This window comes from Bradyrhizobium cosmicum (genome assembly GCF_032290525.1).
In the GTDB taxonomy this organism is placed as follows: Bacteria; Pseudomonadota; Alphaproteobacteria; order Rhizobiales; family Xanthobacteraceae; genus Bradyrhizobium; species Bradyrhizobium cosmicum_A.
On record NZ_JASXTA010000035.1, the window covers coordinates 33,498 to 54,198 of the forward strand.

General features: G+C 65.0%; 20 protein-coding genes and 1 pseudogene. 11 read left to right on the forward strand and 10 right to left on the reverse strand.

Going from position 1 to position 20,701, the window contains the following annotated elements:
- Positions 1–98 precede the first annotated feature (98 nt).
- Together QSV46_RS36460 and QSV46_RS36465 are read right to left on the reverse strand one after the other, a co-directional pair.
- Entirely contained in the window at positions 99–560 is a 462-nt protein-coding gene (locus QSV46_RS36460) for a DUF488 domain-containing protein (RefSeq protein ID WP_314963221.1), read from the reverse strand.
- Between the two features lie 9 nt (positions 561–569).
- Positions 570–1,406, reverse strand: coding sequence for a DUF72 domain-containing protein (locus QSV46_RS36465; protein ID WP_314963223.1), 837 nt, complete (start codon positions 1,404–1,406; stop codon positions 570–572).
- A 100-nt stretch (positions 1,407–1,506) separates the two neighbouring features.
- Here QSV46_RS36465 and QSV46_RS36470 point away from each other — a divergent pair, with 100 nt between their 5' ends.
- The 4 genes from QSV46_RS36470 to QSV46_RS36485 all read left to right on the forward strand — a co-directional run bounded on the left by QSV46_RS36470 (position 1,507) and on the right by QSV46_RS36485 (position 5,056).
- Positions 1,507–1,887 carry a hypothetical protein gene (locus tag QSV46_RS36470; protein ID WP_314963226.1) on the forward strand — a complete coding sequence of 127 codons (381 nt, stop codon included), beginning with the start codon at positions 1,507–1,509 and terminating at the stop codon, positions 1,885–1,887.
- An 88-nt stretch (positions 1,888–1,975) separates the two neighbouring features.
- A complete protein-coding gene (locus tag QSV46_RS36475; RefSeq protein WP_314963229.1) occupies positions 1,976–2,170 on the forward strand; it encodes a hypothetical protein in 195 nt (64 codons plus the stop codon).
- 243 nt (positions 2,171–2,413) lie between these two features.
- On the forward strand, positions 2,414–3,547 hold the full coding sequence (locus QSV46_RS36480; RefSeq protein ID WP_314963232.1) for a glycosyltransferase family 2 protein: 1,134 nt from the start codon (positions 2,414–2,416) through the stop codon (positions 3,545–3,547).
- Positions 3,548–3,553: 6 nt separating this feature from the next.
- On the forward strand, positions 3,554–5,056 hold the full coding sequence (locus tag QSV46_RS36485; RefSeq protein ID WP_314963235.1) for a glycosyltransferase family 39 protein: 1,503 nt from the start codon (positions 3,554–3,556) through the stop codon (positions 5,054–5,056).
- A gap of 5 nt (positions 5,057–5,061) precedes the next feature.
- Here the strand turns inward: QSV46_RS36485 and QSV46_RS36490 are convergent, their stop codons facing one another.
- The gene (locus tag QSV46_RS36490) at positions 5,062–6,942 is read right to left on the reverse strand and encodes an adenylate/guanylate cyclase domain-containing protein (RefSeq protein WP_314963237.1); all 1,881 of its coding nucleotides are present in this window, start codon (positions 6,940–6,942) and stop codon (positions 5,062–5,064) included.
- A 90-nt stretch (positions 6,943–7,032) separates the two neighbouring features.
- A complete protein-coding gene (locus QSV46_RS36495) occupies positions 7,033–7,557 on the reverse strand; it encodes a FecR domain-containing protein (RefSeq protein ID WP_314963240.1) in 525 nt (174 codons plus the stop codon).
- Between the two features lie 590 nt (positions 7,558–8,147).
- Between QSV46_RS36495 and QSV46_RS36500 the strand changes: the two genes are divergently transcribed.
- Positions 8,148–9,242, forward strand: coding sequence for a DUF2778 domain-containing protein (locus QSV46_RS36500; protein ID WP_314963243.1), 1,095 nt, complete (start codon positions 8,148–8,150; stop codon positions 9,240–9,242).
- A 30-nt stretch (positions 9,243–9,272) separates the two neighbouring features.
- Here the strand turns inward: QSV46_RS36500 and QSV46_RS36505 are convergent, their stop codons facing one another.
- From QSV46_RS36505 to QSV46_RS36515, 3 genes and pseudogenes are all read right to left on the reverse strand, one after another.
- Positions 9,273–10,628 (reverse strand): caspase family protein, encoded by a 1,356-nt coding sequence (locus tag QSV46_RS36505; protein ID WP_314963246.1) that lies wholly within the window; start codon positions 10,626–10,628, stop codon positions 9,273–9,275.
- A gap of 109 nt (positions 10,629–10,737) precedes the next feature.
- Complete coding sequence (locus QSV46_RS36510; RefSeq protein ID WP_314963249.1) at positions 10,738–11,376, reverse strand: glutathione binding-like protein; 639 nt, start codon at positions 11,374–11,376, stop codon at positions 10,738–10,740.
- A gap of 19 nt (positions 11,377–11,395) precedes the next feature.
- Positions 11,396–11,983 (reverse strand): annotated as a pseudogene (locus QSV46_RS36515) (cysteine hydrolase family protein); the annotation flags it as partial.
- A gap of 130 nt (positions 11,984–12,113) precedes the next feature.
- On the opposite strand from QSV46_RS36515, the gene QSV46_RS36520 reads away from it, so the two are divergent.
- From QSV46_RS36520 to QSV46_RS36530, 3 genes are all read left to right on the forward strand, one after another.
- On the forward strand, positions 12,114–12,953 hold the full coding sequence (locus QSV46_RS36520) for a LysR family transcriptional regulator (RefSeq protein ID WP_314963252.1): 840 nt from the start codon (positions 12,114–12,116) through the stop codon (positions 12,951–12,953).
- Positions 12,954–13,055: 102 nt separating this feature from the next.
- Complete coding sequence (gene lepB, locus QSV46_RS36525; protein ID WP_314963255.1) at positions 13,056–13,799, forward strand: signal peptidase I; 744 nt, start codon at positions 13,056–13,058, stop codon at positions 13,797–13,799.
- A gap of 67 nt (positions 13,800–13,866) precedes the next feature.
- Positions 13,867–14,154 (forward strand): GIY-YIG nuclease family protein, encoded by a 288-nt coding sequence (locus QSV46_RS36530; protein WP_314963258.1) that lies wholly within the window; start codon positions 13,867–13,869, stop codon positions 14,152–14,154.
- Between the two features lie 132 nt (positions 14,155–14,286).
- On the opposite strand, the gene groL is transcribed toward QSV46_RS36530, so the two are convergent.
- Positions 14,287–15,927 (reverse strand): chaperonin GroEL, encoded by a 1,641-nt coding sequence (groL, locus tag QSV46_RS36535; protein ID WP_314963261.1) that lies wholly within the window; start codon positions 15,925–15,927, stop codon positions 14,287–14,289.
- 45 nt (positions 15,928–15,972) lie between these two features.
- The gene (locus QSV46_RS36540; protein WP_007611913.1) at positions 15,973–16,287 is read right to left on the reverse strand and encodes a co-chaperone GroES; all 315 of its coding nucleotides are present in this window, start codon (positions 16,285–16,287) and stop codon (positions 15,973–15,975) included.
- A gap of 388 nt (positions 16,288–16,675) precedes the next feature.
- Here QSV46_RS36540 and QSV46_RS36545 point away from each other — a divergent pair, with 388 nt between their 5' ends.
- On the forward strand, positions 16,676–16,963 hold the full coding sequence (locus QSV46_RS36545) for an usg protein (RefSeq protein ID WP_314963266.1): 288 nt from the start codon (positions 16,676–16,678) through the stop codon (positions 16,961–16,963).
- A 197-nt stretch (positions 16,964–17,160) separates the two neighbouring features.
- Positions 17,161–17,700, forward strand: a complete 540-nt coding sequence (locus QSV46_RS36550) for a cupin domain-containing protein (RefSeq protein WP_314963268.1) — start codon at positions 17,161–17,163, stop codon at positions 17,698–17,700.
- A gap of 123 nt (positions 17,701–17,823) precedes the next feature.
- Here the strand turns inward: QSV46_RS36550 and QSV46_RS36555 are convergent, their stop codons facing one another.
- A complete protein-coding gene (locus QSV46_RS36555) occupies positions 17,824–19,074 on the reverse strand; it encodes a NupC/NupG family nucleoside CNT transporter (RefSeq protein WP_314963271.1) in 1,251 nt (416 codons plus the stop codon).
- A gap of 159 nt (positions 19,075–19,233) precedes the next feature.
- Here QSV46_RS36555 and QSV46_RS36560 point away from each other — a divergent pair, with 159 nt between their 5' ends.
- Positions 19,234–20,472, forward strand: coding sequence for an MFS transporter (locus QSV46_RS36560; RefSeq protein ID WP_314963274.1), 1,239 nt, complete (start codon positions 19,234–19,236; stop codon positions 20,470–20,472).
- Positions 20,473–20,701 lie beyond the last annotated feature (229 nt).

Consider the following 20,701-nt stretch of genomic DNA (forward strand, 5'->3'; position numbering starts at 1 on the left):
ATGCAACGCCGGCGGCACGCCGTCGTCCTTCGAGGGCCGCTGAAGAAGCGGCCGCTACGGATGGGGCGTCGTTTTGCCCTTCCCGGCCTTGGCGGCGGCTACGCCTGCCGCCCCGCCAAATTCCTCACCGCGACGCCGTCGCGCTCCTCGATGATTTCTGCGATCATCTGGCGGTGGCAGTGGGTGTGATCGCGCTCGTAGCAGAGCAGGCACACCGGGCCTGCCTTCTTCACCAGCGCCGAGAGCTCGTCCATCTCTTCGCGCGCCTGCGGCGTCTTCAGATGCTTGGCGTAGATCTTCTCGAGCACATCGTATTGCCCGCTGCGCGCGGCGAGGCGGCCTTCCTTCGGCGTGCCGAGAGCGGCGAGATGGACATAGGCGATGCCGCGCTCGTCGAGCCCGGCAGAGAGCTGCTTCTTGGAAAAGCCGGGCCGGCGCGATGACGTCACCGCGCGCACGTCGACCACGAGCTTGACGCCGGCCTGTTCAAGCTCGTCCAGCACCGCCTTCGGCGGCGTCTGCTCATAGCCGATGGTGAAGAGCTGTTTCGCCTTTGCCATGAACCATCCTCAGCTCACTCGCGCGATCAGTTCCATGGCGCCGGCCGGTGCGCGCACCTTGCCCTCGTGGATGACGTAGGCGAACACGTCGCGCGGCTGCTTCTTCGGCTTGGCGTGGTCGACCTTCGGCAGGTCGTCGGGTTCACCGCCGTCGGCCCAGGCCTGAAAGCGCTCGGCCCAGGCATCGAGCTGTTTCGGCGGATAGCAGGTCTTGATCTCGTCATTGCCCTTCTGAAGCCGGGCATAGACGAAATCGCCGGCGACGTCGGCGATCGCCGGATATTTGCCGTGCTCGGCGAACACCACGGGCGTCTCGAATTCGCGGATCAGTGCGACGAAATCAGGCGTGCAAAAACTGTCGTGGCGGACTTCCACCACATGACGCAACGCGCGCCCCTCGAGCTTGCGCGGCAACAGATCCAGGAACTTGCCGAAGTCGGCGCCGTCGAATTTCTTGGTCGGCGCGAACTGCCACAGCACGGGGCCGAGACGCTCGCCGAGCTCCAGCACGCCGGAATCGTAGAACCGCTTGATGGAATCGCCGGCCTCGGCGAGCACGCGGCGATTGGTGGCAAAGCGCGGTCCCTTCACCGAGAATACGAAACCATCGGGCACTTCGCTCGCCCATTTGCGAAAGCTCTCCGGCTTCTGCGAGCCGTAATAGGTGCCGTTGATCTCGATCGAGGTCAGCTTCGAGGCGGCGTACGACAGTTCCTTCGCCTGCGTCAGCTTCTCCGGATAGAACACGCCGCGCCACGGCTCGAAGGTCCAGCCGCCGATACCGATGAAGATGTTGCCGGATTTTTTGGACGCGGTTTTTGCTTTGGCCACGGGAATGTCTCGCATCGACGGGGGAGGGACCTCATCCTAATCAAAGCAAATGTGATTGGCCAGTTGGCCCGTCCCGTCTAGGCTCGCCATAGGCCCGCGAAAAACGGAGAAGGAGATGCGGATGATGATGGTGGGAGCGGCGCTCGTCATGATGACATCTGCTGCCATGGTATCTGCTGCTCTGGCGGACGACGACGACGCAACGGGATCACAGAAGCTCGCCCAGCAGGGCCGTGACGATTATTGGCATTGCCTCGCCCGGGAATATTCGCGGGGCTCCAATCAGGGAATGTCAGAACAGGATTTTGCCCGCTCGGTCGCCGGCGCCTGTCCGTCGGAGCGGCAATATTACCGGGTGGCGCTGCTCGACTATCTCACCACGCAATATCCGGCCATCGACGCCGGCGCCCATCTCGCGACCGCGAACAGGGCGGTCGAGTCGGCGCAGAAGGATATCGTCACAGCCTTCGTCAAGCACCGGCCACCGCAGAAATAGACACCGAACGGTTGCCGTCCAGGAGCCCTTCCGGCGCCGCGCTCATTCATGGTATTACTCGGCCCATCTGAAACAGGGACGGGTTTCCATGTCGTCTGAGTCGATGGGTGGCATTCTGGGCGCGATCGTTGCGGCGGTTGTTCTTGCGGTCGCCGTCGTCTTCGGGCCAATCGGTCAGTACGGCAAGCCGCCCAGGCCGGCGAAGGTCGAGCCGGCCGCGGCGCCCGCAGTCCCCGCCGCACCGGCGCCACGAGGCCCGATCATCAAGGAAGTCCCGAACTAGCAACGGGGCGAAAAAGGGTGCTTTGGCCCCTTGCGAAGCGGGTTTTCCGTTCCTATCTAGCTTTTAACGGCGACGTTGAGCGAAAACTCCGGCGCTGGAACGACCTTGGAATAGCTTGGCCTGCGCCGGATGTACGCGCGGTCCGCCGTTCCGGGGTCGTTGGCATTTTAGGGCCTCTTTGGGCCATTCCCCACACAATCCCCGGCTTGGCAGCGCAGGACGCGGCGGATATACGCTGCCGTCATGAATGAAGCGATCAGACCGGGCGCCGACAACCCGCCGCAGGCTCACGAAGGGCCGGAACTGTCGGTCATCGTCCCGACCTTCAACGAGCGCGACAATGTCACGGTGCTGTACCGGCGGCTGGAGGCGACGCTCGTCAACGTCGCCTGGGAAGTCGTGTTCGTCGACGACAATTCGCCCGACGGCACCTGGGACGTCGTGCGCGCGCTGGCGCAGCGCGACAGCCGCGTCCGCTGTGTCCGCCGCATCGGCCGCCGCGGTCTGTCGGGCGCTTGCATCGAGGGCATCCTGGCCTCGAGCGCGCCCTTTGTGGCCGTGATTGACGCCGACCTTCAGCACGACGAGTCGCAGCTGCCGAAGATGCTGTTGCTGCTCGCAAGCGACGAGGCCGATCTCGTCGTCGGCAGCCGCTACATCGAGGGCTACAAGAGCGAAGGGTTCAACAAGCAGCGCGCCGGCGCCAGCGCGCTGGCGACCGAGGTCGCCAGGAAGATGCTGCGGGTCGAGATCGCCGATCCCATGAGCGGCTTCTTCATGGTCCGCCGCGACCGTTTCGAGCAGCTCGCGCCGAAACTGTCGGTGCACGGCTTCAAGATCCTGCTCGACCTCGTCGCGAGCGCAAACGGTGGCTTGCGAGCCGTTGAAATTCCCTACACGTTCGGTCAGCGCCAGCACGGCGAGAGCAAGCTCGATTCGATGGTCGCGCTGGATTTTCTCGGTCTGTTGCTGGCCAAGTTCACAAACGATGCTGTCTCGCTGCGCTTCATCCTGTTCGCGATGGTCGGCGGCATCGGCCTCGTGGTGCATCTGGCCACGCTGTTCATCGGCCTTCAGCTGTTCAAGGCGCCGTTCGCCGAGGCGCAGGCCGCCGGCGCCATCGTCGCCATGACCAGCAATTTCGTCCTCAACAACTTTCTCACCTACCGCGACCAGCGGCTGAAGGGCTTTGCGCTGTTGCGCGGCCTGATCGCGTTCTACATCGTGTGCAGCGTCGGCCTGCTCGCCAATGTCGGCGTCGCCTTCTCGGTCTACGACCAGGAGCCGATCTGGTGGCTGGCCGGCATGGCCGGCGCGCTGATGGGCGTGGTGTGGAACTACGCGATGTCCGGACTGTTCGTCTGGCGCAAGAAATAGCGCACGATGGGCGGAGCTGACGCGCGGATCGTCCGCAATACCGCGCTGGTGATCCTCGCGCTGGTGGCCCTGCGGCTCGTCGCGGCCGCGTTCACGCCGATCACCTTCGACGAAGCCTATTACTGGATATGGTCGAAGAACCTCGCGGGCGGTTATTACGACCACCCGCCGATGGTCGCCTACGTCATTCGCGCCGGCACCATGATCGCCGGCGATACCGAGCTCGGCGTTCGCCTCGTCTCGATCCTGCTTGCGCTGCCGATGAGCTACGCGATCTACCGCTCCGCCGCGATCCTGTTCGGTGGCGCGCGGGTGGCGGCGAGCAGCGCAATCCTGCTCAACGTGACGATGATGGCCTCTGTCGGCACGCTGATCGTCACGCCGGACGCGCCGCTGCTGGTGGCCTCCAGCTTCGTGCTGTTCTTTCTCGCCAAGGTGCTGGAGACCGGCCGCGGCGCCTGGTGGCTCGCGGTCGGCGCAGCCGTCGGTGCGGCGCTGCTGTCGAAATACACGGCGATGTTCTTCGGGCTGGCGATCCTGATCTGGCTCGCTTCCGTGCCGAAGCTGCGGCGCTGGTTTGTCTCGCCCTGGCCGTATCTCGGCGGCCTCGTTGCGCTCGCGCTGTTCTCGCCGGTGATCTTCTGGAATGCGGATCATCAATGGGTCTCGTTCGCAAAGCAGCTCGGCCGCGCCAAGATCGAGGACTTCCGCCCCGTCTTCATCGCCGAGCTGGTCCCGACCCAGATTGCGTTCGCAACCCCGCTCGTCTTCATCCTCGGCGCCATGGGCCTGCACGCGCTGACCTGGCGCCGGGCCGGCGCGCTGGCCTCACGGGTGCTGATCGAGACCATGTTCTGGACCATCGTCGCCTATTTCGTCTGGCATTCGCTGCACGCCCGTGTCGAGGCCAACTGGTTCGCGCCGGTCTATCCGCCCTTCGTCGTTGCGGCGGCGGCTGCCGCAAATCTCGTGCAGTGGAAACCGCGCGCACGCCGCCTGGTCGATTTCTGCCTGCGCTGGGCCGCACCAACAGGCATCGTGATGTTTGCAGCCCTGATCGTGCAGGCCAACACCGGCTGGCTGTCGGGCTATCGCCGCGATGCGACCGTGCGCAGCGTCGGCGTCGGCTGGCGCGAGCTTGCCGCAGGGATCGAAGCCGTGCGCGTGCGTAATGGCGCCACCTGCGTGCTAGCGCAGGACTACGGCACCACGGGCTGGCTCGCCTTCTACCTGCCGCGCGGCACCTGCGTGGCGCAGCAGAACCAGCGTATCCGCTGGGCCAACATGCCCGAACCCGATCCGAAGCTGCTCGCCGGCAAGCTGCTCTTTGTCGACGAGTTGCGCCCGGATGGCCATCCCGCCCTCAACGAGCTCTTCGCGCGTGTGACGCAGGTTGCGCAATTGCAGCGCAAGCGCGGCCCGCTCGTGGTCGAGACCTACGGCATCGATCTGCTCGACGGTGCCAGGGGCGACGTGCTGGATCGCTCGCCGCCGCCGGAAGCGCGATAGCTGCCTCAGTCGAGCATCTCGGCCTTGGCCGCAGCCTGGTCCGGCCTGTTCTGGTCGCGCCAGAACCAGACGGTCACGACGCCGGCGCGGCCGCGGACCTGGGTGAGCAGCGGGCCCGACAGAACGCCGTCGCCCTGGAAGTCGGCCGCATCCAGCAGCGTATCGGTCAGCGCGAGCCGCGCATCGTGCTGGGCGGCGACCTCCATCAGCCGGCTGGCGACGTTGACGGTGTCGCCCGTCGCCGTGATGTGCTGGTGGCTTTCGCCGAGGCGGGAGGCGACGATCGGGCCGAAATGCGTGCCGATCTTGAAGCCAAGCTGACCCGCGATGGCGGGCGGCAACGAGGCAATCCAGCGTTCGACGCTGCGATGCAGGTCGATCGAGCATTTCAGCGCGCGCGCCGCGTCGTCGGGCATCGCGCCGGGGAGGCCGAACAGAATCATGGCGCCGTCGCCGAGAAAGCCGGTGATCATGCCGCTGCTATCGACCGCGGCCTTGTCGATCAGCGCGTGAAACCCCTTCAGCAGATCCTGCAGCTCGTCCGGATCGATCTTTTCGCTGAGTGCGGTGAAGCCCGAGAGATCGATGAAGACGACGGCAGCGTCTTGCCGGACCGGCTTGGACAGGAAATCCGGATCGCGCGCCAGCCATTCCTGCACGGCGGGCGCCTGGAATTGCGCGAGCGACCGGCTCTTGGCGGCGAAATACTGAGTGCGGCGGCCGCCGGCCCACAATTGCACGCCGGCAAAGGCCGCAACCGGCGGCACTGCGGCCACGAGCGTGGTCGCCGCATTCAGCCAGACGCCATGCGTGAACGCGAACAGATTGAGCCCGGCCCAGGCCATCATCACCACGGCGGCCGCCACGATGCCGGGCGCGCTGCGCCGCCAGGCCAGCAGGCTGATCAGCAGCAGCGGCAGCAGGATCGCCGTGAGTGCATCGGCGATGCGGACCTTGCGGTCGCGCACGATGCCGTCGCCGGCGACGAGATGGGTGATCGCGGTCGCGACCACCTCGACGCCGGGCATCAGCGAATCGAACGGCGTCGGATAGAAGTCGCCGCCGCCGGCGACCGAGGCGCCGATCACGACGATTCGGTTCTCGATGGCGGCGCGATCGAGCGTGCCGTCGAAGATGCTCTGCGCGCTGACGGTGCGGATGGTGCGGCGCGGTCCGTAATAGGTGATCGGCAGCGCGAAATCGCTGTCGGTCGGCGCCGCGCGATCGCCGAGCATGAGATGATCCGGTGCGATCGTCAGCGGCTTGTCGAGCGCGCGCGCCGCGACCCGCAACGGGAACGACAGCTCGACCTTGTCGCGCGTCCGGAACAGCATCGGCACCGAGAGCGGCGAACCCGATTGTCCCGTCGCGACGTTGACGACGCCGACCTCGGCGTGATCGGCGAAGGCGGGTAACGGCAGGAGGAAGCGCTCGGCCTGCGGCAGGACGGCGAGGGGACCCTGGCTCCCTGGCTCCACGGTCTCGCTGGCGGACGGAAAGATCGCCGCGGCGGCGAGGACCATGGGACCGGTGGCCAGCGTGCTGGCGAGCGTCGCGTCGCCGATCGCAGCGCTGCGGTCCACCAGCAACAGGTCGATGCCGACGACCTTCGGCTTGAACTGCACGATGGTATCGACGACTCGGGCGAGATCTGCGCGCGGCAACGGATAGCTGCCGCCGCGCTTCACGACGGTATCGTCGATCGCGACGATGGTGACGAGATCGGGTGGAGCCTTCACGCCGCGGACCTGGGTGCGCCAATCCGTCAGCGTCGCTTCGAGACGGTCGAGAAAGCGCAGATGGCCGTTGGCGTGGCCGGCATAGATGCCCGCGCCCCACAGCGCGGTGAGGACGAGTGCCACCAGGATCTGAACGCGTCTCGTCATGACGTACTGCAATCTTCTTTGTCGCCCGCGCCTTGCTGCGCGGGTCTTAAATTGTCCAGGCCTTGTTGGCCCCGTCTTATTGACCAAGCCTTATTGACCAAGTCTCGCCATCAGCGCGTCGACGCGCGGCTGGCCCCATGTCTTCACGGTCAGCGGACCGGTTGCTTCGACATCGACGCCTTCGCCCGGACCGAGCACGACGCCGCCTCGACGAGCCCTGCGGACCACGCCGACACGGCCGTCGGCGACGAACACGGAGGTCTTGGCATCAGCGACGTCGACGGTCCATTTGGTGCCGCGCACCGCGGCGATCGCTTGCGGCGTCAGCACCTTGAAGGGATTGCCGCCGGGCTTCTTGGGCACCTCGACCAGCAGCGCTTTGCTGCTCAACTCCACGGAGTCTATATGTCCGTCGCGGTTAGCGTCCTTAAGTTCAAATCTGGCGCCGCTTTCGGCAACGATCGTGATGCCGTTGTCGCAGCGCCAAATTTGCGTGCCGGCAGCCGACGGCGATGCCGTGCAGCCCGCATTGGCGGCAGGTTGTGCAGTTGCAGATCCGATCAATAGAAACGACGTCGCCAGAGCGAAAAACCCTGCGCGCGCGAACCCTCTCATGCCAGCCTCCGTTTGCGTGCCCGGCACAGTTCAAGGCGATGTTGATACGGTACCGTATCACACGCAGAGGCTGCCGAAAAGTGCCGCTCTCGCAGCTATTTCCTCGCTGCGGCCTTTTCCAGACTGGCGTGATCAACTTTCAGTCAGGCGGTCGGATGCGCGCGCCAGCCTCGCGCAACGTTTCCCCGCTATCCTCCGGATATTGAAGACCACGAAAACGACTTGGTTGGTGGGTCTAGAGAGGCGGCCGGTGAGGTTCGCTGAGCGATCCGAACCGGCCGAGAATTATAGTTAACAATGTCGCCTAAGTCCGTAGTTCTGCGAGCTTTTTTCTCGAAATGGTACAGCGTTAACGCGTTGCCTAACATCGGCCCGAACTTAATCCGCATTTAACTAAAAGTCGCCTTAATGACGCTCCGACCTCCTGCGAGATGCTGTTCCCGGATCGTGACCAGCGGCACTTCGAAGGGGGACTGAGTGACACCGTCCTGGACGCAAGGCGAATGAGTACGAGTATCGCTGCGCAGAGTAACGCGGCACGGAAGTCCAAGAATTTCTCGAAGCACAATTCGCGGAAATCTTCCCGGAAAATGACCACGACCAATTGGCTTGGCGCCGCGGCGATCGGCTGCGCCGTGATGGGCGCCGGCTGGACCATCTACAGCAACGTCTTTGGGGCGAGCGTCTATCCGACCGTCGGCAGCATCGGCTATGACGAGCCGGTGATCAAGCGCGCCCCCAGGGTCGCGCTGCGCGAAGCGGGCGACGCCATCAAGGAGACCTTTGCGCTGCTGCCCGACCGGCTCCAGGTCGCAGCCCCAATCTCGCGCGAGGCGTTCAACGAGCGCTTTGCTGCGGCTGCGACGCGCGGCGTGGAGTCGAATGCGGCTAGTGCCGTGCCCGCAACCCAGGTCGCTATGGCCAGGGAAACGTCGAAGGACGCCCCGAAGCAGAGCGTGATCGCAAAGGTCGCGGAAGCTTTGAAGCCGGCTGCCCCGGCCAGGACGACCGACAAGGCTGCGGACAAGACCAAGCGCGCGCCGGATGCCCAGATGCAGCTCGCCTCGGCCGATCCGGCCGAGATCGTGCCGGCGCCCGAGGCGAAGCCGAAATCGATTGCCGATCGCGCCAAGGCTGCGGTCATGTCGATCACCGGGCCGCGCCAGTCGATGGTCGAGAAGCTCTGGGGCAAGCGTGAGCCGTCCGGCGGGCTTCTCGCCTATGCGTCCGCCGATGCCAGCGTGACCGCCTCGATCGCGCCGAGGGAGCAGAATCCCATGCTCGGCGGTTCGGCACCGTATGAGCGCGACACGGCGGTCTACGACATCAGCGCCAAGACGGTTTACCTGCCTGATGGGACCAAGCTCGAGGCGCATTCCGGCCTCGGCTCCAATCTCGACGACCCGCGCTCCTCGCGCCTGCGCATGCGCGGCGTGACGCCGCCGCACATCTACACGCTGAAGCCGCGCGAGGCGCTGTTCCACGGCGTGCCGGCGCTGCGCCTCACCCCGATCGGCGGCGAGAGCGCGATCTACGGCCGCGACGGCCTGCTCGCGCACACCTTCATGCTCGGGCCGAACGGCGATTCCAACGGCTGCGTGTCGTTCAAGGACTACTACGCGTTCCTCGATGCCTACCGCAACAAGGGCATCCGCAAGCTCGCGGTGTTGGCGCGGGTGGAGTGAGGCGCAACGCGCCTCACCACTCTCTCACGATCAGCGCTTGACGAACACCAGATTGCAGGGACGCGCCTCGTTGCGCTTGCCGCTGCCGCGGCTGCGTTCGAACTGGGCATCGACCGTGAAGGCGTAAGGCGAGCCGGGCGCAAGGTTGTTGAGCGTGTAGGCACTCACGCCCGTCGTTCCGCGCGCGCTCAAGGTCGTCTTGCCGTCGGCAGCGATCTGGCCGTCGATCTCCAGGTGGTTGACGCCTTCCTTGCCCTGCGCTTCGGCGTGAAATACGCCGTTGGTCACGGTGGCGGCAAGGGGCCGGGTGAATCCCTGCGCCTTGCCGGTCGGCGGGCAGTTCAGCGTCACGTCCCAGTTGCCGTCGAAATCCTTGCTGCTGCCGGTCCGGGCGTTGCCTGAGGGCGCCAGTGCCACCTTCTGCTTCAACCCTTCGACTCGCGTCCTGGCGAGCGTGGCGAAGATGCAGTTCGGGAACCTCGCGAGATGATCTTCATAGGCACCCACCGTGCCGATGCCGTCAGCGGCCTTCCAGTGCACCTCGGCGGCCGCGCAAGGGTCGGCCCGCGGCGCGGCCTGCGGCGCCGCAGGAGCGACCGTGACCGACACCGGCCCGTTCAGATAGAACTTGCCGATGATCGACAGCGACAGCTCCGGCAGCTGGGTCTTGCCGCTTGAATCATAGACGTCGCTGCTGATGTCGCGAAAGACCTCGCCGATTTCCTGCGGCTCCTCGATGTGCTTGAGGAACGCGGTCGTATAGGGGCTGTTGCGGCCGACGCCATCGGCCGCAACCTGCCCGGATTGCGTCGAGAAGGACACGATCGTGCCGCGCGGCGCCTCGACTTTCGACAACCCGCGTCCGATCGAGGTGGCGCGCGTCGAGCCGGCGGAGCGCTTCAGCATTTCCGCCAGCGGATTGTCGCGGCAGGAATCCAGCACGAGGATGCGCAAATTCTTGGCTTGCTGCAAATCGTTCACGATGTCGTCGACCCGTATGAAGCGCTTCAGGTCCGCCTCGTCAGTCAGCACGGCGTCGACCGGCATCAGATAGTTGACGCCGTTGTACTGCATCGCATGGCCGCTGTAGTAGAACATGGCGACGTCGGCCCGGCTCGCGGCGCGCGCGAAGCGGATGGTCAGGTCCTGCATGTCGGCCTGGCGCAGGTCGATGCCCTGAAACACCTCGAAGCCGCTGCGCTTGAGCGAGGCCGTGACGTCCTCGGCATCGTGCGACGGATTGGGAAGTTGTGCCGTGCTGACATAGGCGCCGTTGCCGATCACCAGCGCGACCCGCGTGTCCGCCGATGCGGGAGCAAGGCTCAGCCAGAAGGCGAGGAGGGGCAGGCAGATTCCGGGTACATGACGTCTGGAAAGAGCGCGCATGAATACCGTCCAAGGAAAAATCGAAAAATATCCCCCAGATTAGCGCATGCCGCGCCGGTATCAATGCCTTCGCCGTGGACGCTTCGGATGTGGCGGCCGTGACATCCTGTCACGCCGGGTTCGCCGCCGCCGTCTTGCGCAGCGCCATCTCGATCGCAACCGCTGCCCGCACGGCGGGCCGCGCCTGCATGCGCGCGAGATAGGCCGACAAGGGCGGCCATTGCGCGATGTCGACGCCTGCGGGACGGAGCAGCAACAGGGCCCAGGTGAGGTGGGCATCCGCGACCGTGAAGCGGTCTCCGACGAGGAATTCGCGATCTGCAAGGTGCGCTGATGGCACCGACAATGTCTGTGTGATCCTTGCGCGCGGCTTGGCGAGCGAGCCGTCGTCCTTGTACCAGAAGGCCGGAAACAGGAACGCCTTGTGGATCTCGGCGCCGGTGAAGCTCAGCCATTCCTGGAGGCGGTATCGGTCGGGGTCGTCGAACCCCGGCGCAAGGCCCGCCTCGGGTTTCAGATCGGCGATGTATTGCAGCACCGCCGCGCTTTCAGTCAGCCGCTCGCCGTTCTCCAGCACCAGGACCGGCACCGCGCCCTTCGGCGAGACGCTGCGGAAATCGCTGCCGTTGTCCACGACCGTCTTCGTCCAGATATGGGCGAGGTGATAGTGCGCATCGATACCGGCCTCCATCAGCGCGATGCGGCTCGCGAGCGAGCAGGCCATCGGAAAGAAATAGAGTTGCAGCATCGCTCACGCTCCGCCAGGCCAGCGCTTCACCCTGTGTGATGATCGCGAAACGGTCCGACAGTTCGGCCAGCGCGACCTCGTGAATGGTTCTCGCGGAGAGCGCGCCGCCGCGGCCGTCGGGCAGGTCGCGTGTGGCGCAGGCATCGGCTGCGATCGTGGTGCGCAGGCCGAGATCGAGCGCGGCCCGCGCCGTCGAAGAGACGCACATATGGGTCATGAAGCCCGCCAGCACGATGTTGGTGCGTCCGGTCGCAGCGATCCTGCTTTGCAGGTCGGTGCCGGCGAAGGAATTCGGCAGTGCTTTCTCAATCACGGGCTCGTTCGCGAGGGGCGCCAGGCTCGACACGATCGCGCCACGCTCGCCCTCGCGGTCGAACAGGCCGCCGGCGCGGCCCCTGTGGGCGACGTGGAAGATCGCAGCGCCGCTCGCCCTCGCGCGGGTGAGCAGCTTCGCGGCGACAGCGATCGCGGGCTCTGCGTCCGGCAGGGCGAGGGGGCCAGCGCGGTATTCGTTCTGGATGTCGATCAGCACGAGGCAGGACTCGGCGAGCCCAGGCGGATTGAGGTCGGCGCCGGACAATTCGAGCAGGGTTTTTGGAGGGGGCATGCAGGTCAGCCTTCTTGGGACGTCGGATGGCGCGACACTAGCGCGGCGGCGGCCTGCCATTGTGCAGGACTATTGCAGCATATGGCTGCAAATTTGCAGGGAGAGGCGCTGCCTGCTAGGCTCGCCCGCAATGAACTGGGACGATCTGCGCATCATCGCTGCCGTGAGGGACGAGGGCACCTATGCCGGCGCCAGCGCGCGGCTGCGCATCGACGAAACCACCGTCGGCCGCAGGCTCGCGCGCATCCAGCGCGATCTCGGCGTGCCGCTGTTCGATGCGGTGGACGGCTTGCGCCGTCCGACCCGCCATTGCGAGGCGGTGCTCGAGCACGTCGGTGCGATGGCCGCGCATGTCGCGGCGATCGATCGGATCGGCGAGAGCCAGCCCGGCCCGGTCGGCCGCCTGCGCATCGCCTCGACCAATGCGGTCGCCGAGGAGTTGCTGGCGCCGCACGCCAGCGCCTTCCTGCGCGATCATCCCGGCCTGACGCTTCAGTTTCTGACCTCCAGCGGCAACGTCAAATTCTCGCGCTGGCAAGCCGACCTCGCCATCCGCCTGCGCAAGCCGGACAAGGGCGACTTCACCATCTCCAAGCTCGGCGATGTCAGGCTGTATTTCTTCGAGCCCGCCGATCGGGCCGGCGGCGAGCCGGTCGCCTGCGTCTATCCGGACGAGCTCGATAACATTCCCGAACAGCAGTTCCTGCGGTCGAAACGCCTGAACAACATGCGTTGCGTCACCGACAATGTCCGCATCATCCGCGCCATGATCCAGTCGCATCAGGCCGTCGGCGTGCTGCCCGAGCACAGCTGCGGGCCGCTGCTCGCCGACCGCGGCCTGCGCGCGACGCTTCTGCCGAAACGCCGCGACGTGTGGCTCCTGGTGCAGAACCACCTCAAGCGCGATCCCGCGACACGGCTGACCATCGAATGGGTGCGTCACTGCTTCAGGGATTTGTCACGAAACTGATTGCGTGAACGCGATCGACGCGGGGCGCGACCAAGTCAAGGGATTGCACGCCCGTGCAGGTTGCGTAATCTCGCAGGCGAAAGTCGAGATCAGGGCAGACGCATGACCATCCTCCAGGAAACCCTACGGCCGCAGGCCAAACCGCGGGAATGGAAGGCGATCGTCGTCCTGATCCTGCTGATCCCGGTGCTGTGGTCGCCGCCGTTCCTGTTTCGCTTCTTCCTGTACCAGCCGTTCAGCATCCCCAGCGGTTCGATGCTGCCGACGCTGATGACCGGCGACTACGTGTTTGCTTCGAAGCGAGCCTATGGCTACGGGCCCTATTCGTTTCCCTTCGCGTCCTCCTTGATCTCCGGCCGCGTCTTCGCAGCGGAGCCCGAGCATGGCGACATCGTCGTGTTTCGCACGCCGAAGGACATTTCGGTCGACTACATCAAACGGGTGGTCGGGCTGCCCGGCGACCGCATCCAGATGCGGCAGGGCCAGCTCTTCCTCAACGATCGTCAGGTGACACGCGTTGCCCTGAAGGAGACGGACGGCGAATCCGCCTGCAACAGCGACGAGGCGAAGGTCAAAAGCTGGCGCGAGACGCTGCCGAACGGCGCGTCCTACATCACCTACGATTGCCTCGACAACGGCCATTACGACAACACCCCCGTCTACACGGTGCCGCCAGGCCATCTCTTCGTGCTCGGCGACAACCGCGACAACTCCACCGACAGCCGCGTGACGACCGCGATGGGGTTCGTGCCGATGGACAATCTCGTCGGCAAGGTGACGCGGATCTTCTGGTCACTGGACGACGATGGCGACCCGCGCTTCGAGCGGATGGGAAGGGTGTGGTGATTCGAGTTCGTCATTCCGGGGCGGCGCGAAGCGCCGAGCCCGGAATCCATAACCCCAGGCAGCTGTGATGGCCTACTACGTCTATATCCTTGCACGTAAGAAGTACGGCACGCTCTATATCGGCGTGACCAACGACCTCGTGCGTCGCGTGCACGAGCACAGGACCAAAGCCGTTCCTGGCTTCACGACGAAGTACGGCATCGACAAGCTCGTCCTGTTCGATATCTTCGACGACGCCGTAACTGCCATCACCCGCGAGAAAGAGCTCAAGAAGTGGCGACGCGACCGGAAGACGCGGCTGATCGAGGAGCAAAACCCGAACTGGGATGATCTCTATCCCGGGATAGCTAACTGAGGATCGTGGTTATGGATTCTCAGGTGCGCAATTGCGCACCGTAGCTCGCGCTTCGCGCGCCCCGGAATGACGGACTCAACAAAAACCCCGGCATCGCTGCCGGGGTTTCGTAGTCCTTGAGGTCGCTGGACCTTAGAAGTCCATGCCGCCCATGCCGCCGCCCGGGGGCATCGCCGGACCGGCGCCGCCCTTCTTGGGCAGCTCGGCGACCATGGCTTCCGTGGTGATCAGCAGGGCCGCAACCGAGGCTGCGTTCTGGATCGCGGTACGGACCACCTTGGTCGGGTCGATGATGCCCTTCTTGACGAGGTCGGCATATTCGCCGGTCTGGGAGTCGAAGCCGTAGGCGTACGACTTGTTCTCCAGCACCTTGCCGACGATCACCGAGCCGTCTTCACCGGCGTTGATCGCGATCTGGCGAGCGGGAGCCGACAGCGCCTTGCGGACGATCTCGACGCCGGTCTTCTGATCGTCGTTCTTGGTGCGCAGGCCCTTGAGCTGCTCGGAAGCACGGAGCAGGGCGACGCCGCCGCCCGGGACAATGCCTTCTTCCACAGCTGCGCGGGTCGCATGCATCGCGTCATCAACGCGATCCTTGCGCTCCTTCACCTCGACCTCGGTCGCGCCGCCGACGCGGATCACCGCGACGCCGCCCGCGAGCTTGGCAAGACGCTCCTGGAGCTTCTCACGGTCGTAGTCCGAGGTGGTCTCCTCGATCTGCGCCTTGATCTGGGCCACGCGCGCCTCGATGTCGGCTTTCTTGCCGGCGCCGTTGACGATCGTGGTGTTCTCCTTGTCGATCATCACCTTCTTGGCGCGACCGAGCATGTTGAGCGTGACGTTCTCGAGCTTGATACCGAGATCTTCCGAGATCGCCTGGCCGCCGGTCAGGATCGCGATGTCCTGCAGCATGGCCTTGCGGCGATCGCCGAAGCCCGGAGCCTTGACGGCCGCGACCTTCAGACCACCGCGCAGGCGGTTGACGACCAGGGTCGCGAGGGCTTCGCCTTCGACGTCCTCGGCGACGATGACCAGCGGCTTGCCGGTCTGCACCACGGCCTCGAGCAGCGGGAGCAGCTCGTTCAGCGAGGAGAGCTTCTTCTCGTTGATGAGGATGTAGGCGTCGTCCATCTCAACGCGCATCTTGTCGGCGTTGGTGACGAAGTAGGGCGAGATGTAGCCGCGGTCGAACTGCATGCCCTCGACGACGTCGAGCTCGGTCTCGAGCGACTTGGCTTCCTCGACGGTGATGACACCCTCGTTGCCGACCTTCTTCATGGCGTCGGCGAGGAACTTGCCGATCTCCGCGTCGCCGTTGGCCGAGATGGTGCCGACCTGGGCGATCTCGTCGTTCGAGGTGACCTTCTTGGAGTTCTTCTGGAGGTCCGCGACGACGGCCTCGACCGCGAGGTCGATACCGCGCTTGAGGTCCATCGGGTTCATGCCGGCGGCAACCGACTTGGCGCCTTCGCGCACGATCGCCTGGGCCAGCACGGTGGCGGTGGTGGTGCCGTCGCCGGCCGCGTCAGCGGACTTGGAGGCGACTTCGCGCACCATCTGCGCGCCCATGTTCTCGAACTTGTCCTCGAGCTCGATCTCCTTGGCGACGGTGACGCCGTCCTTGGTGATGCGGGGAGCGCCGAACGACTTGTCGAGCACGACGTTGCGGCCCTTCGGGCCGAGCGTGACCTTCACCGCGTTGGCGAGGATGTCGACGCCGCGCAGCATCTTGTCGCGCGCTTCAACCGAGAATTTGACTTCTTTGGCTGCCATCTGGATTTTTCCTTGAGGTTTTTGACGGGAGGGAGAGAGGGGCTGTTAGGCCGCCTTCTTCTTGGAAGCGGGGACGTCGAGAACGCCCATGATGTCGCTTTCCTTCATGATCAGCAGATCGACATTGTCGATCTTGACCTCAGTGCCGGACCACTTGCCGAACAGCACGCGGTCGCCGACCTTCAGGTCGATCGGGATCAGCTTGCCGGCCTCGTCGCGGCCACCCGGGCCGACGGCGACGATTTCGCCCTGCGAAGGCTTTTCCTTGGCAGTGTCGGGAATGATGATGCCGCCAGCGGTCTTCTCTTCTGCGTCAATGCGCTTGACCACGACGCGGTCGTGAAGCGGACGGAAGTTCATGCAGTCCTCCTAAGCATTTGCTCAGATTGATGATTTCAGGGTGTTAGCAATCGATGCCCGCGAGTGCCAATGCGGGTGAAGCTGAGATAAGCCAGGATTTTTGCGGGGGCAAGGGCTTCTAGCAGAAAAATAAGCACTCAGAAGGCCCGGGTGCCAGAATTCTTTACCATCGTTAACCGATCTTGGTCGGCTTCTTGGGGTCCGTATTAGCACGGAGCCGTCTCTGCTGCTAACGCATTGAATTTCAACAGCTTGTTAAACTTTTGGGCTTGAGATGGATTATCAGTTTGCGTCACATTTCTCGCATGTGAGCGCATCTCCACCGGGTGGCTCGTGAGCAGCGTACCGGCAAGCCACCCTTGAATGCGCTCCTGCAAAGGAGGTTGGCATGGGCTTGCGGAGTGGTGCCGTTTCCGACGATTTCCGGAAACAGGTGCTGGGTTATGGACTGACGACGGCACAGATTCTCTACCGGATGCCGGATCATCCCTCGCTGCTTCAGACTTACGTCTGGCAGAATTACGATCTGTTCCCGAAATTTCCGGCGCTGAAGGACTTCCTGGCGTTCTGGCAGCAGAAGCTCGACGGCCCGCTGTTCTCGGTGACCGTGGCGCACTCCAAGCTGATCAAGCCGGCCGAGCTGCGTGCCGTGGATGGCGTGTTCCGGCTGCATTGAGATAGAGCGCCGCTCTCGTAGGGTGGCAAAGGCGCGCACTTCGCGCGCCGTGCCCACCAAGTCTCCGCGATCGCATTCATGAATGGTGGGCACGCTTCTGCCTTCGCTCTTCGAGCTACGGCGGACAAGTCGCTTTGCCCACCCTACGATATCTCATTCCGTGCTAGCCTCTTCCGATAACAACAGGGAGGCAGCCCATGGCCAAGAAAGTAAAATCGCGCAGCGCGGCGCAAGCCGCGGTCAAGAAGCGGAGCGGAACCAAGGCCGCCGCGCGCTCTCCCGCGCGCAAGGCGGTGAAATCGAAAGCGCGCTCCGCGCCGACCAGGACGCCGGCGAAAAAGCCCGCCCGTCCCAGGCAGCGCATCGCCATCAGCCATCATCGAGAGGAAGACTTCAAGGCCGACGGCCTGCGCGCCTACGCGAAATATCGCGACCTCGGCATTGCCGAAGCAACCCACGGTCTCGCGCAAGCCCACGTGATCCGCCTTCAGAGTCCCTGCGATCCGGCCGAGGTGTCAAAACTGCACTTCCACGCCGTCGACTTCCAGATGGTCTACGTCCTCAAGGGCTGGGTGAAGACCTACATGGACGGCCAGGGCGAGACCCTGATGAAGGAGGGCAGCGCCTGGACCCAGCCGCCGAAGATCAAGCACATGATCCTGGATTATTCGGATGACGTCGAACTGCTGGAGGTGATTTTGCCGGCGGAGTTCAAGACCGTGGAGTTGAAGGCGTAGCTCCTCGTCATTCCGTGGCGCGCCTCTTGGCGCGAACCCGGAATCCATCGGGCCACATTGCGCGCGGTGAAATGGATTCCGGGTTCGCGCTATGCGCGCCCCGGAATGACGGCCGGGGAGAGCCTAACTCACCACCCCCACCACCGCCCCCATCAGACACGTCGTCAGCGTGCCCGACACGATCGACTTCAGCCCGAGCGCGTTGATCTCCGCGCGCCGCTCCGGCGCCATCACGCCCAGGCCGCCGATCATGATGCCGAGGCTGGCGAAGTTGGCGAAGCCGCACATCGCATAGAGCATGATCAGGCGCGAGCGCGGATCGAGCGCATCGGGCGAGAGCTTTGAGAAGTCGACATAGGCGATCAGCTCGTTGAGCACGGTCTTGGTGCCCATCAGGCTGCCGGCCGTCACCGCCTGGTCCCAGGGCAACCCCATCAGCCAGCACACCGGTGCCATCACCAGGCCAAGCAGGCGCTGGAGCGAGATCGCAGCGCCGCCGATGTTTGGCAGCAGGCCGAGGATGGCATTGACGAGATAGACCAGCGCCACCAGCACCAGGAGCATTGCGACGATGTTGAGCAGCAGCTCGAGGCCGGCGGTGGTGCCCTTCACGATCGCGTCCATCGGGCCGGAGATTTCCATCTCGGGATCCTCCAATGCGCCGCCTGTACGCCTGTCGCTGGTTTCAGGCACCATGATCAGGCTGACGAGGATCGCGGCCGGCGCGCCCAGCACGGACGCAATGACGAAATGCGCGGCGGCATCGGGGATCAGCGGGGCAAGCAGCGTCGCATAGAGCACCAGCACCGTGCCGGCAATGCCGGCCATGCCGCCGGTCATCACCAGGAACAGTTCGCTGCGCGTCATCTGCGCCAGATACGGCCGGATGAACAGCGGCGCCTCGACCATGCCGAGGAAGATGTTGGCGGCGGTTGAGAGGCCGACCGCGCCGCCGACGCCGAGTGTCCGCTCCAGCAGCCACGCCATGCCGCGCACGACCGGCGGCAGCACCCGCCAATAGAACAGCAGCGTCGTCAGCACGCTCATGACCAAAACGATCGGCAGCGCCTGGAACGCCAGGATGAAATCGGCGCCCGGCACCTTCACATCGAAGGGCAGGGTGCCGCCGCCGACATAGCCGAACACGAAGGAGGAGCCGGCGTGCGAGGCCGCCGAGATCGCGCCGACAGCATCGTTGATGGCCCCGAAGGCGCGCGCGACCACGGGCACCTTCAGCAGCACGATCGCGGTGACGAAGGTCGCGACGAGGCCGATCGCAGCCTGCCGCAACGAGACCGCGCGCCTATTCTCCGCCACTGCGAAGGCGAGCAGCAGCAATGCGAAAACGCCGAGTGCCGATTGCAGCCGCAGCATGATGTCCCCAAGCCCCCGGTGATTATGGCCGTGCGTGCGTTGCAAACGCAATGCCGGGAATGTTGCCGGCGGTCCCGCTGTTGACAAGCAGGCCCGCGTCAGCCACCCGGGGCACGGCGAGATCAGGGGGCGGACGGTCCGAGCGTGACCCAAGAGGCGATGACAGAGCAGCCAGTTTCGGTGAATCCGCCGGTCAGCGCCCGCGCGCTGCTCTCCCACCGCGCCTTCCTGTTCTTCCTGCTCTCGCGCAGCCTGTCGCGCTTTTCCAGCCAGATCGCGGCGGTCGCGATCGGCTGGCAGATCTACGATCTCACCAACTCGGCGTTCGACCTCGGCATGGTCGGCCTCGTGCAGTTCCTGCCGACGGCGCTGCTGGTGTTCGTCGCCGGCCACGCCGCCGATCGCTATGAGCGCAAGCGCGTCGTCCAGCTCTGCCAGCTCGTGGAAGCGGCAACCGCGCTCTATCTCGCCGTCATCACCTATCTCGGTGCCGTCAGCGAGGTGCAGATCTTCATTGCGACCTTCGTGCTCGGCATTGCCGGCGCCTTCGAGAGCCCGACCACCGCGGCGCTGCTGCCGCTGATCGCGCCGCAGGGCTCGCTCCAGCGCGCGACGGCCGTGTCCAGCGGCGCGGCGCAAGTCGCGACCATCACCGGTCCCGCGCTCGGCGGTCTTGCTTACGCGATCGCGCCGCATCTCGCCTACGCCGTGATGCTGCTGTTCTGGATTCTTGGCATGATCCTGACTGGATTCATCCGGCCGCGGCCGCAGGCGATCATCAAGGCGGGGACGGGCTCGGACAACATCTTTGCCGGCGTCCGCTTCATCCGCAGCAATCCGGCGATTCTCGGCACCATCTCGCTCGATCTGTTCGCGGTGCTGTTCGGCGGCGTCACCGCGCTGCTGCCGATCTACGCCCGCGACATCCTCCAGACCGGCCCGATGGGACTCGGGATCTTGCGCGCTGCGCCGGCGGTCGGCGCGCTCTTGATGACGATGGTGCTGGCGCGCCACGCCATCTCGCGACACGTCGGCCTGCGCATGTTCCAGGCCGTGATCGTGTTCGGCCTCGCCACGATTGTGTTCGCGCTGTCGTCCTGGATGTGGCTGTCGGTGCTCGCGCTCGCCGTCCTCGGTGCCGCCGATACGATCAGCGTCGTGATCCGCTTTTCGCTGGTGCAATTGTCCACGCCCGACGAGATGCGCGGCCGCGTCGGCGCGGTGAACTTCCTCTTCATCAACGCCTCGAACCAGCTCGGCCAGTTCGAGAGCGGGGTCGCAGCCGCGCTGCTCGGCGCCATGCCGGCCGCCGTCCTCGGCGGCGTCGCCACGGTCGCGGTCGCGCTGCTCTGGATGAGGCTGTTTCCGAGCCTGCGGAAGGTGGAGAGCTTGGAATAGGAGAAGGTCTCGTGTCCCAGACGCGGCGCAGCGCGTAGCGGTGCGCCGCAGAGCCGGGACCCAGAAGGCCAAGAACGAGATCGCGGAGGCGTGGGCCCCGGCTCAGCAGCGCGTCATTGCATGCCGCGCTGCGTCCGGGGCACGAGAGCGGCGGCTAAAGCGGGATGGGGTTAGGCTGAATCGATTTGGGATTCCCAAATCAGTGTGTTTCTGATTCACCATGCTGGCT

Coding starts and splice junctions, on each gene's coding strand:
- QSV46_RS36460 (WP_314963221.1), bottom strand. CDS start 560: ATGGCAAAGGCGAAACAGCTCTTCACCATCGGCTATGAGCAGACGCCG.
- QSV46_RS36465 (WP_314963223.1), bottom strand. CDS start 1,406: ATGCGAGACATTCCCGTGGCCAAAGCAAAAACCGCGTCCAAAAAATCC.
- QSV46_RS36470 (WP_314963226.1), top strand. CDS start 1,507: ATGCGGATGATGATGGTGGGAGCGGCGCTCGTCATGATGACATCTGCT.
- QSV46_RS36475 (WP_314963229.1), top strand. CDS start 1,976: ATGTCGTCTGAGTCGATGGGTGGCATTCTGGGCGCGATCGTTGCGGCG.
- QSV46_RS36480 (WP_314963232.1), top strand. CDS start 2,414: ATGAATGAAGCGATCAGACCGGGCGCCGACAACCCGCCGCAGGCTCAC.
- QSV46_RS36485 (WP_314963235.1), top strand. CDS start 3,554: ATGGGCGGAGCTGACGCGCGGATCGTCCGCAATACCGCGCTGGTGATC.
- QSV46_RS36490 (WP_314963237.1), bottom strand. CDS start 6,942: ATGACGAGACGCGTTCAGATCCTGGTGGCACTCGTCCTCACCGCGCTG.
- QSV46_RS36495 (WP_314963240.1), bottom strand. CDS start 7,557: ATGAGAGGGTTCGCGCGCGCAGGGTTTTTCGCTCTGGCGACGTCGTTT.
- QSV46_RS36500 (WP_314963243.1), top strand. CDS start 8,148: ATGACCACGACCAATTGGCTTGGCGCCGCGGCGATCGGCTGCGCCGTG.
- QSV46_RS36505 (WP_314963246.1), bottom strand. CDS start 10,628: ATGCGCGCTCTTTCCAGACGTCATGTACCCGGAATCTGCCTGCCCCTC.
- QSV46_RS36510 (WP_314963249.1), bottom strand. CDS start 11,376: ATGCTGCAACTCTATTTCTTTCCGATGGCCTGCTCGCTCGCGAGCCGC.
- QSV46_RS36520 (WP_314963252.1), top strand. CDS start 12,114: ATGAACTGGGACGATCTGCGCATCATCGCTGCCGTGAGGGACGAGGGC.
- lepB (WP_314963255.1), top strand. CDS start 13,056: ATGACCATCCTCCAGGAAACCCTACGGCCGCAGGCCAAACCGCGGGAA.
- QSV46_RS36530 (WP_314963258.1), top strand. CDS start 13,867: ATGGCCTACTACGTCTATATCCTTGCACGTAAGAAGTACGGCACGCTC.
- groL (WP_314963261.1), bottom strand. CDS start 15,927: ATGGCAGCCAAAGAAGTCAAATTCTCGGTTGAAGCGCGCGACAAGATG.
- QSV46_RS36540 (WP_007611913.1), bottom strand. CDS start 16,287: ATGAACTTCCGTCCGCTTCACGACCGCGTCGTGGTCAAGCGCATTGAC.
- QSV46_RS36545 (WP_314963266.1), top strand. CDS start 16,676: ATGGGCTTGCGGAGTGGTGCCGTTTCCGACGATTTCCGGAAACAGGTG.
- QSV46_RS36550 (WP_314963268.1), top strand. CDS start 17,161: ATGGCCAAGAAAGTAAAATCGCGCAGCGCGGCGCAAGCCGCGGTCAAG.
- QSV46_RS36555 (WP_314963271.1), bottom strand. CDS start 19,074: ATGCTGCGGCTGCAATCGGCACTCGGCGTTTTCGCATTGCTGCTGCTC.
- QSV46_RS36560 (WP_314963274.1), top strand. CDS start 19,234: ATGACAGAGCAGCCAGTTTCGGTGAATCCGCCGGTCAGCGCCCGCGCG.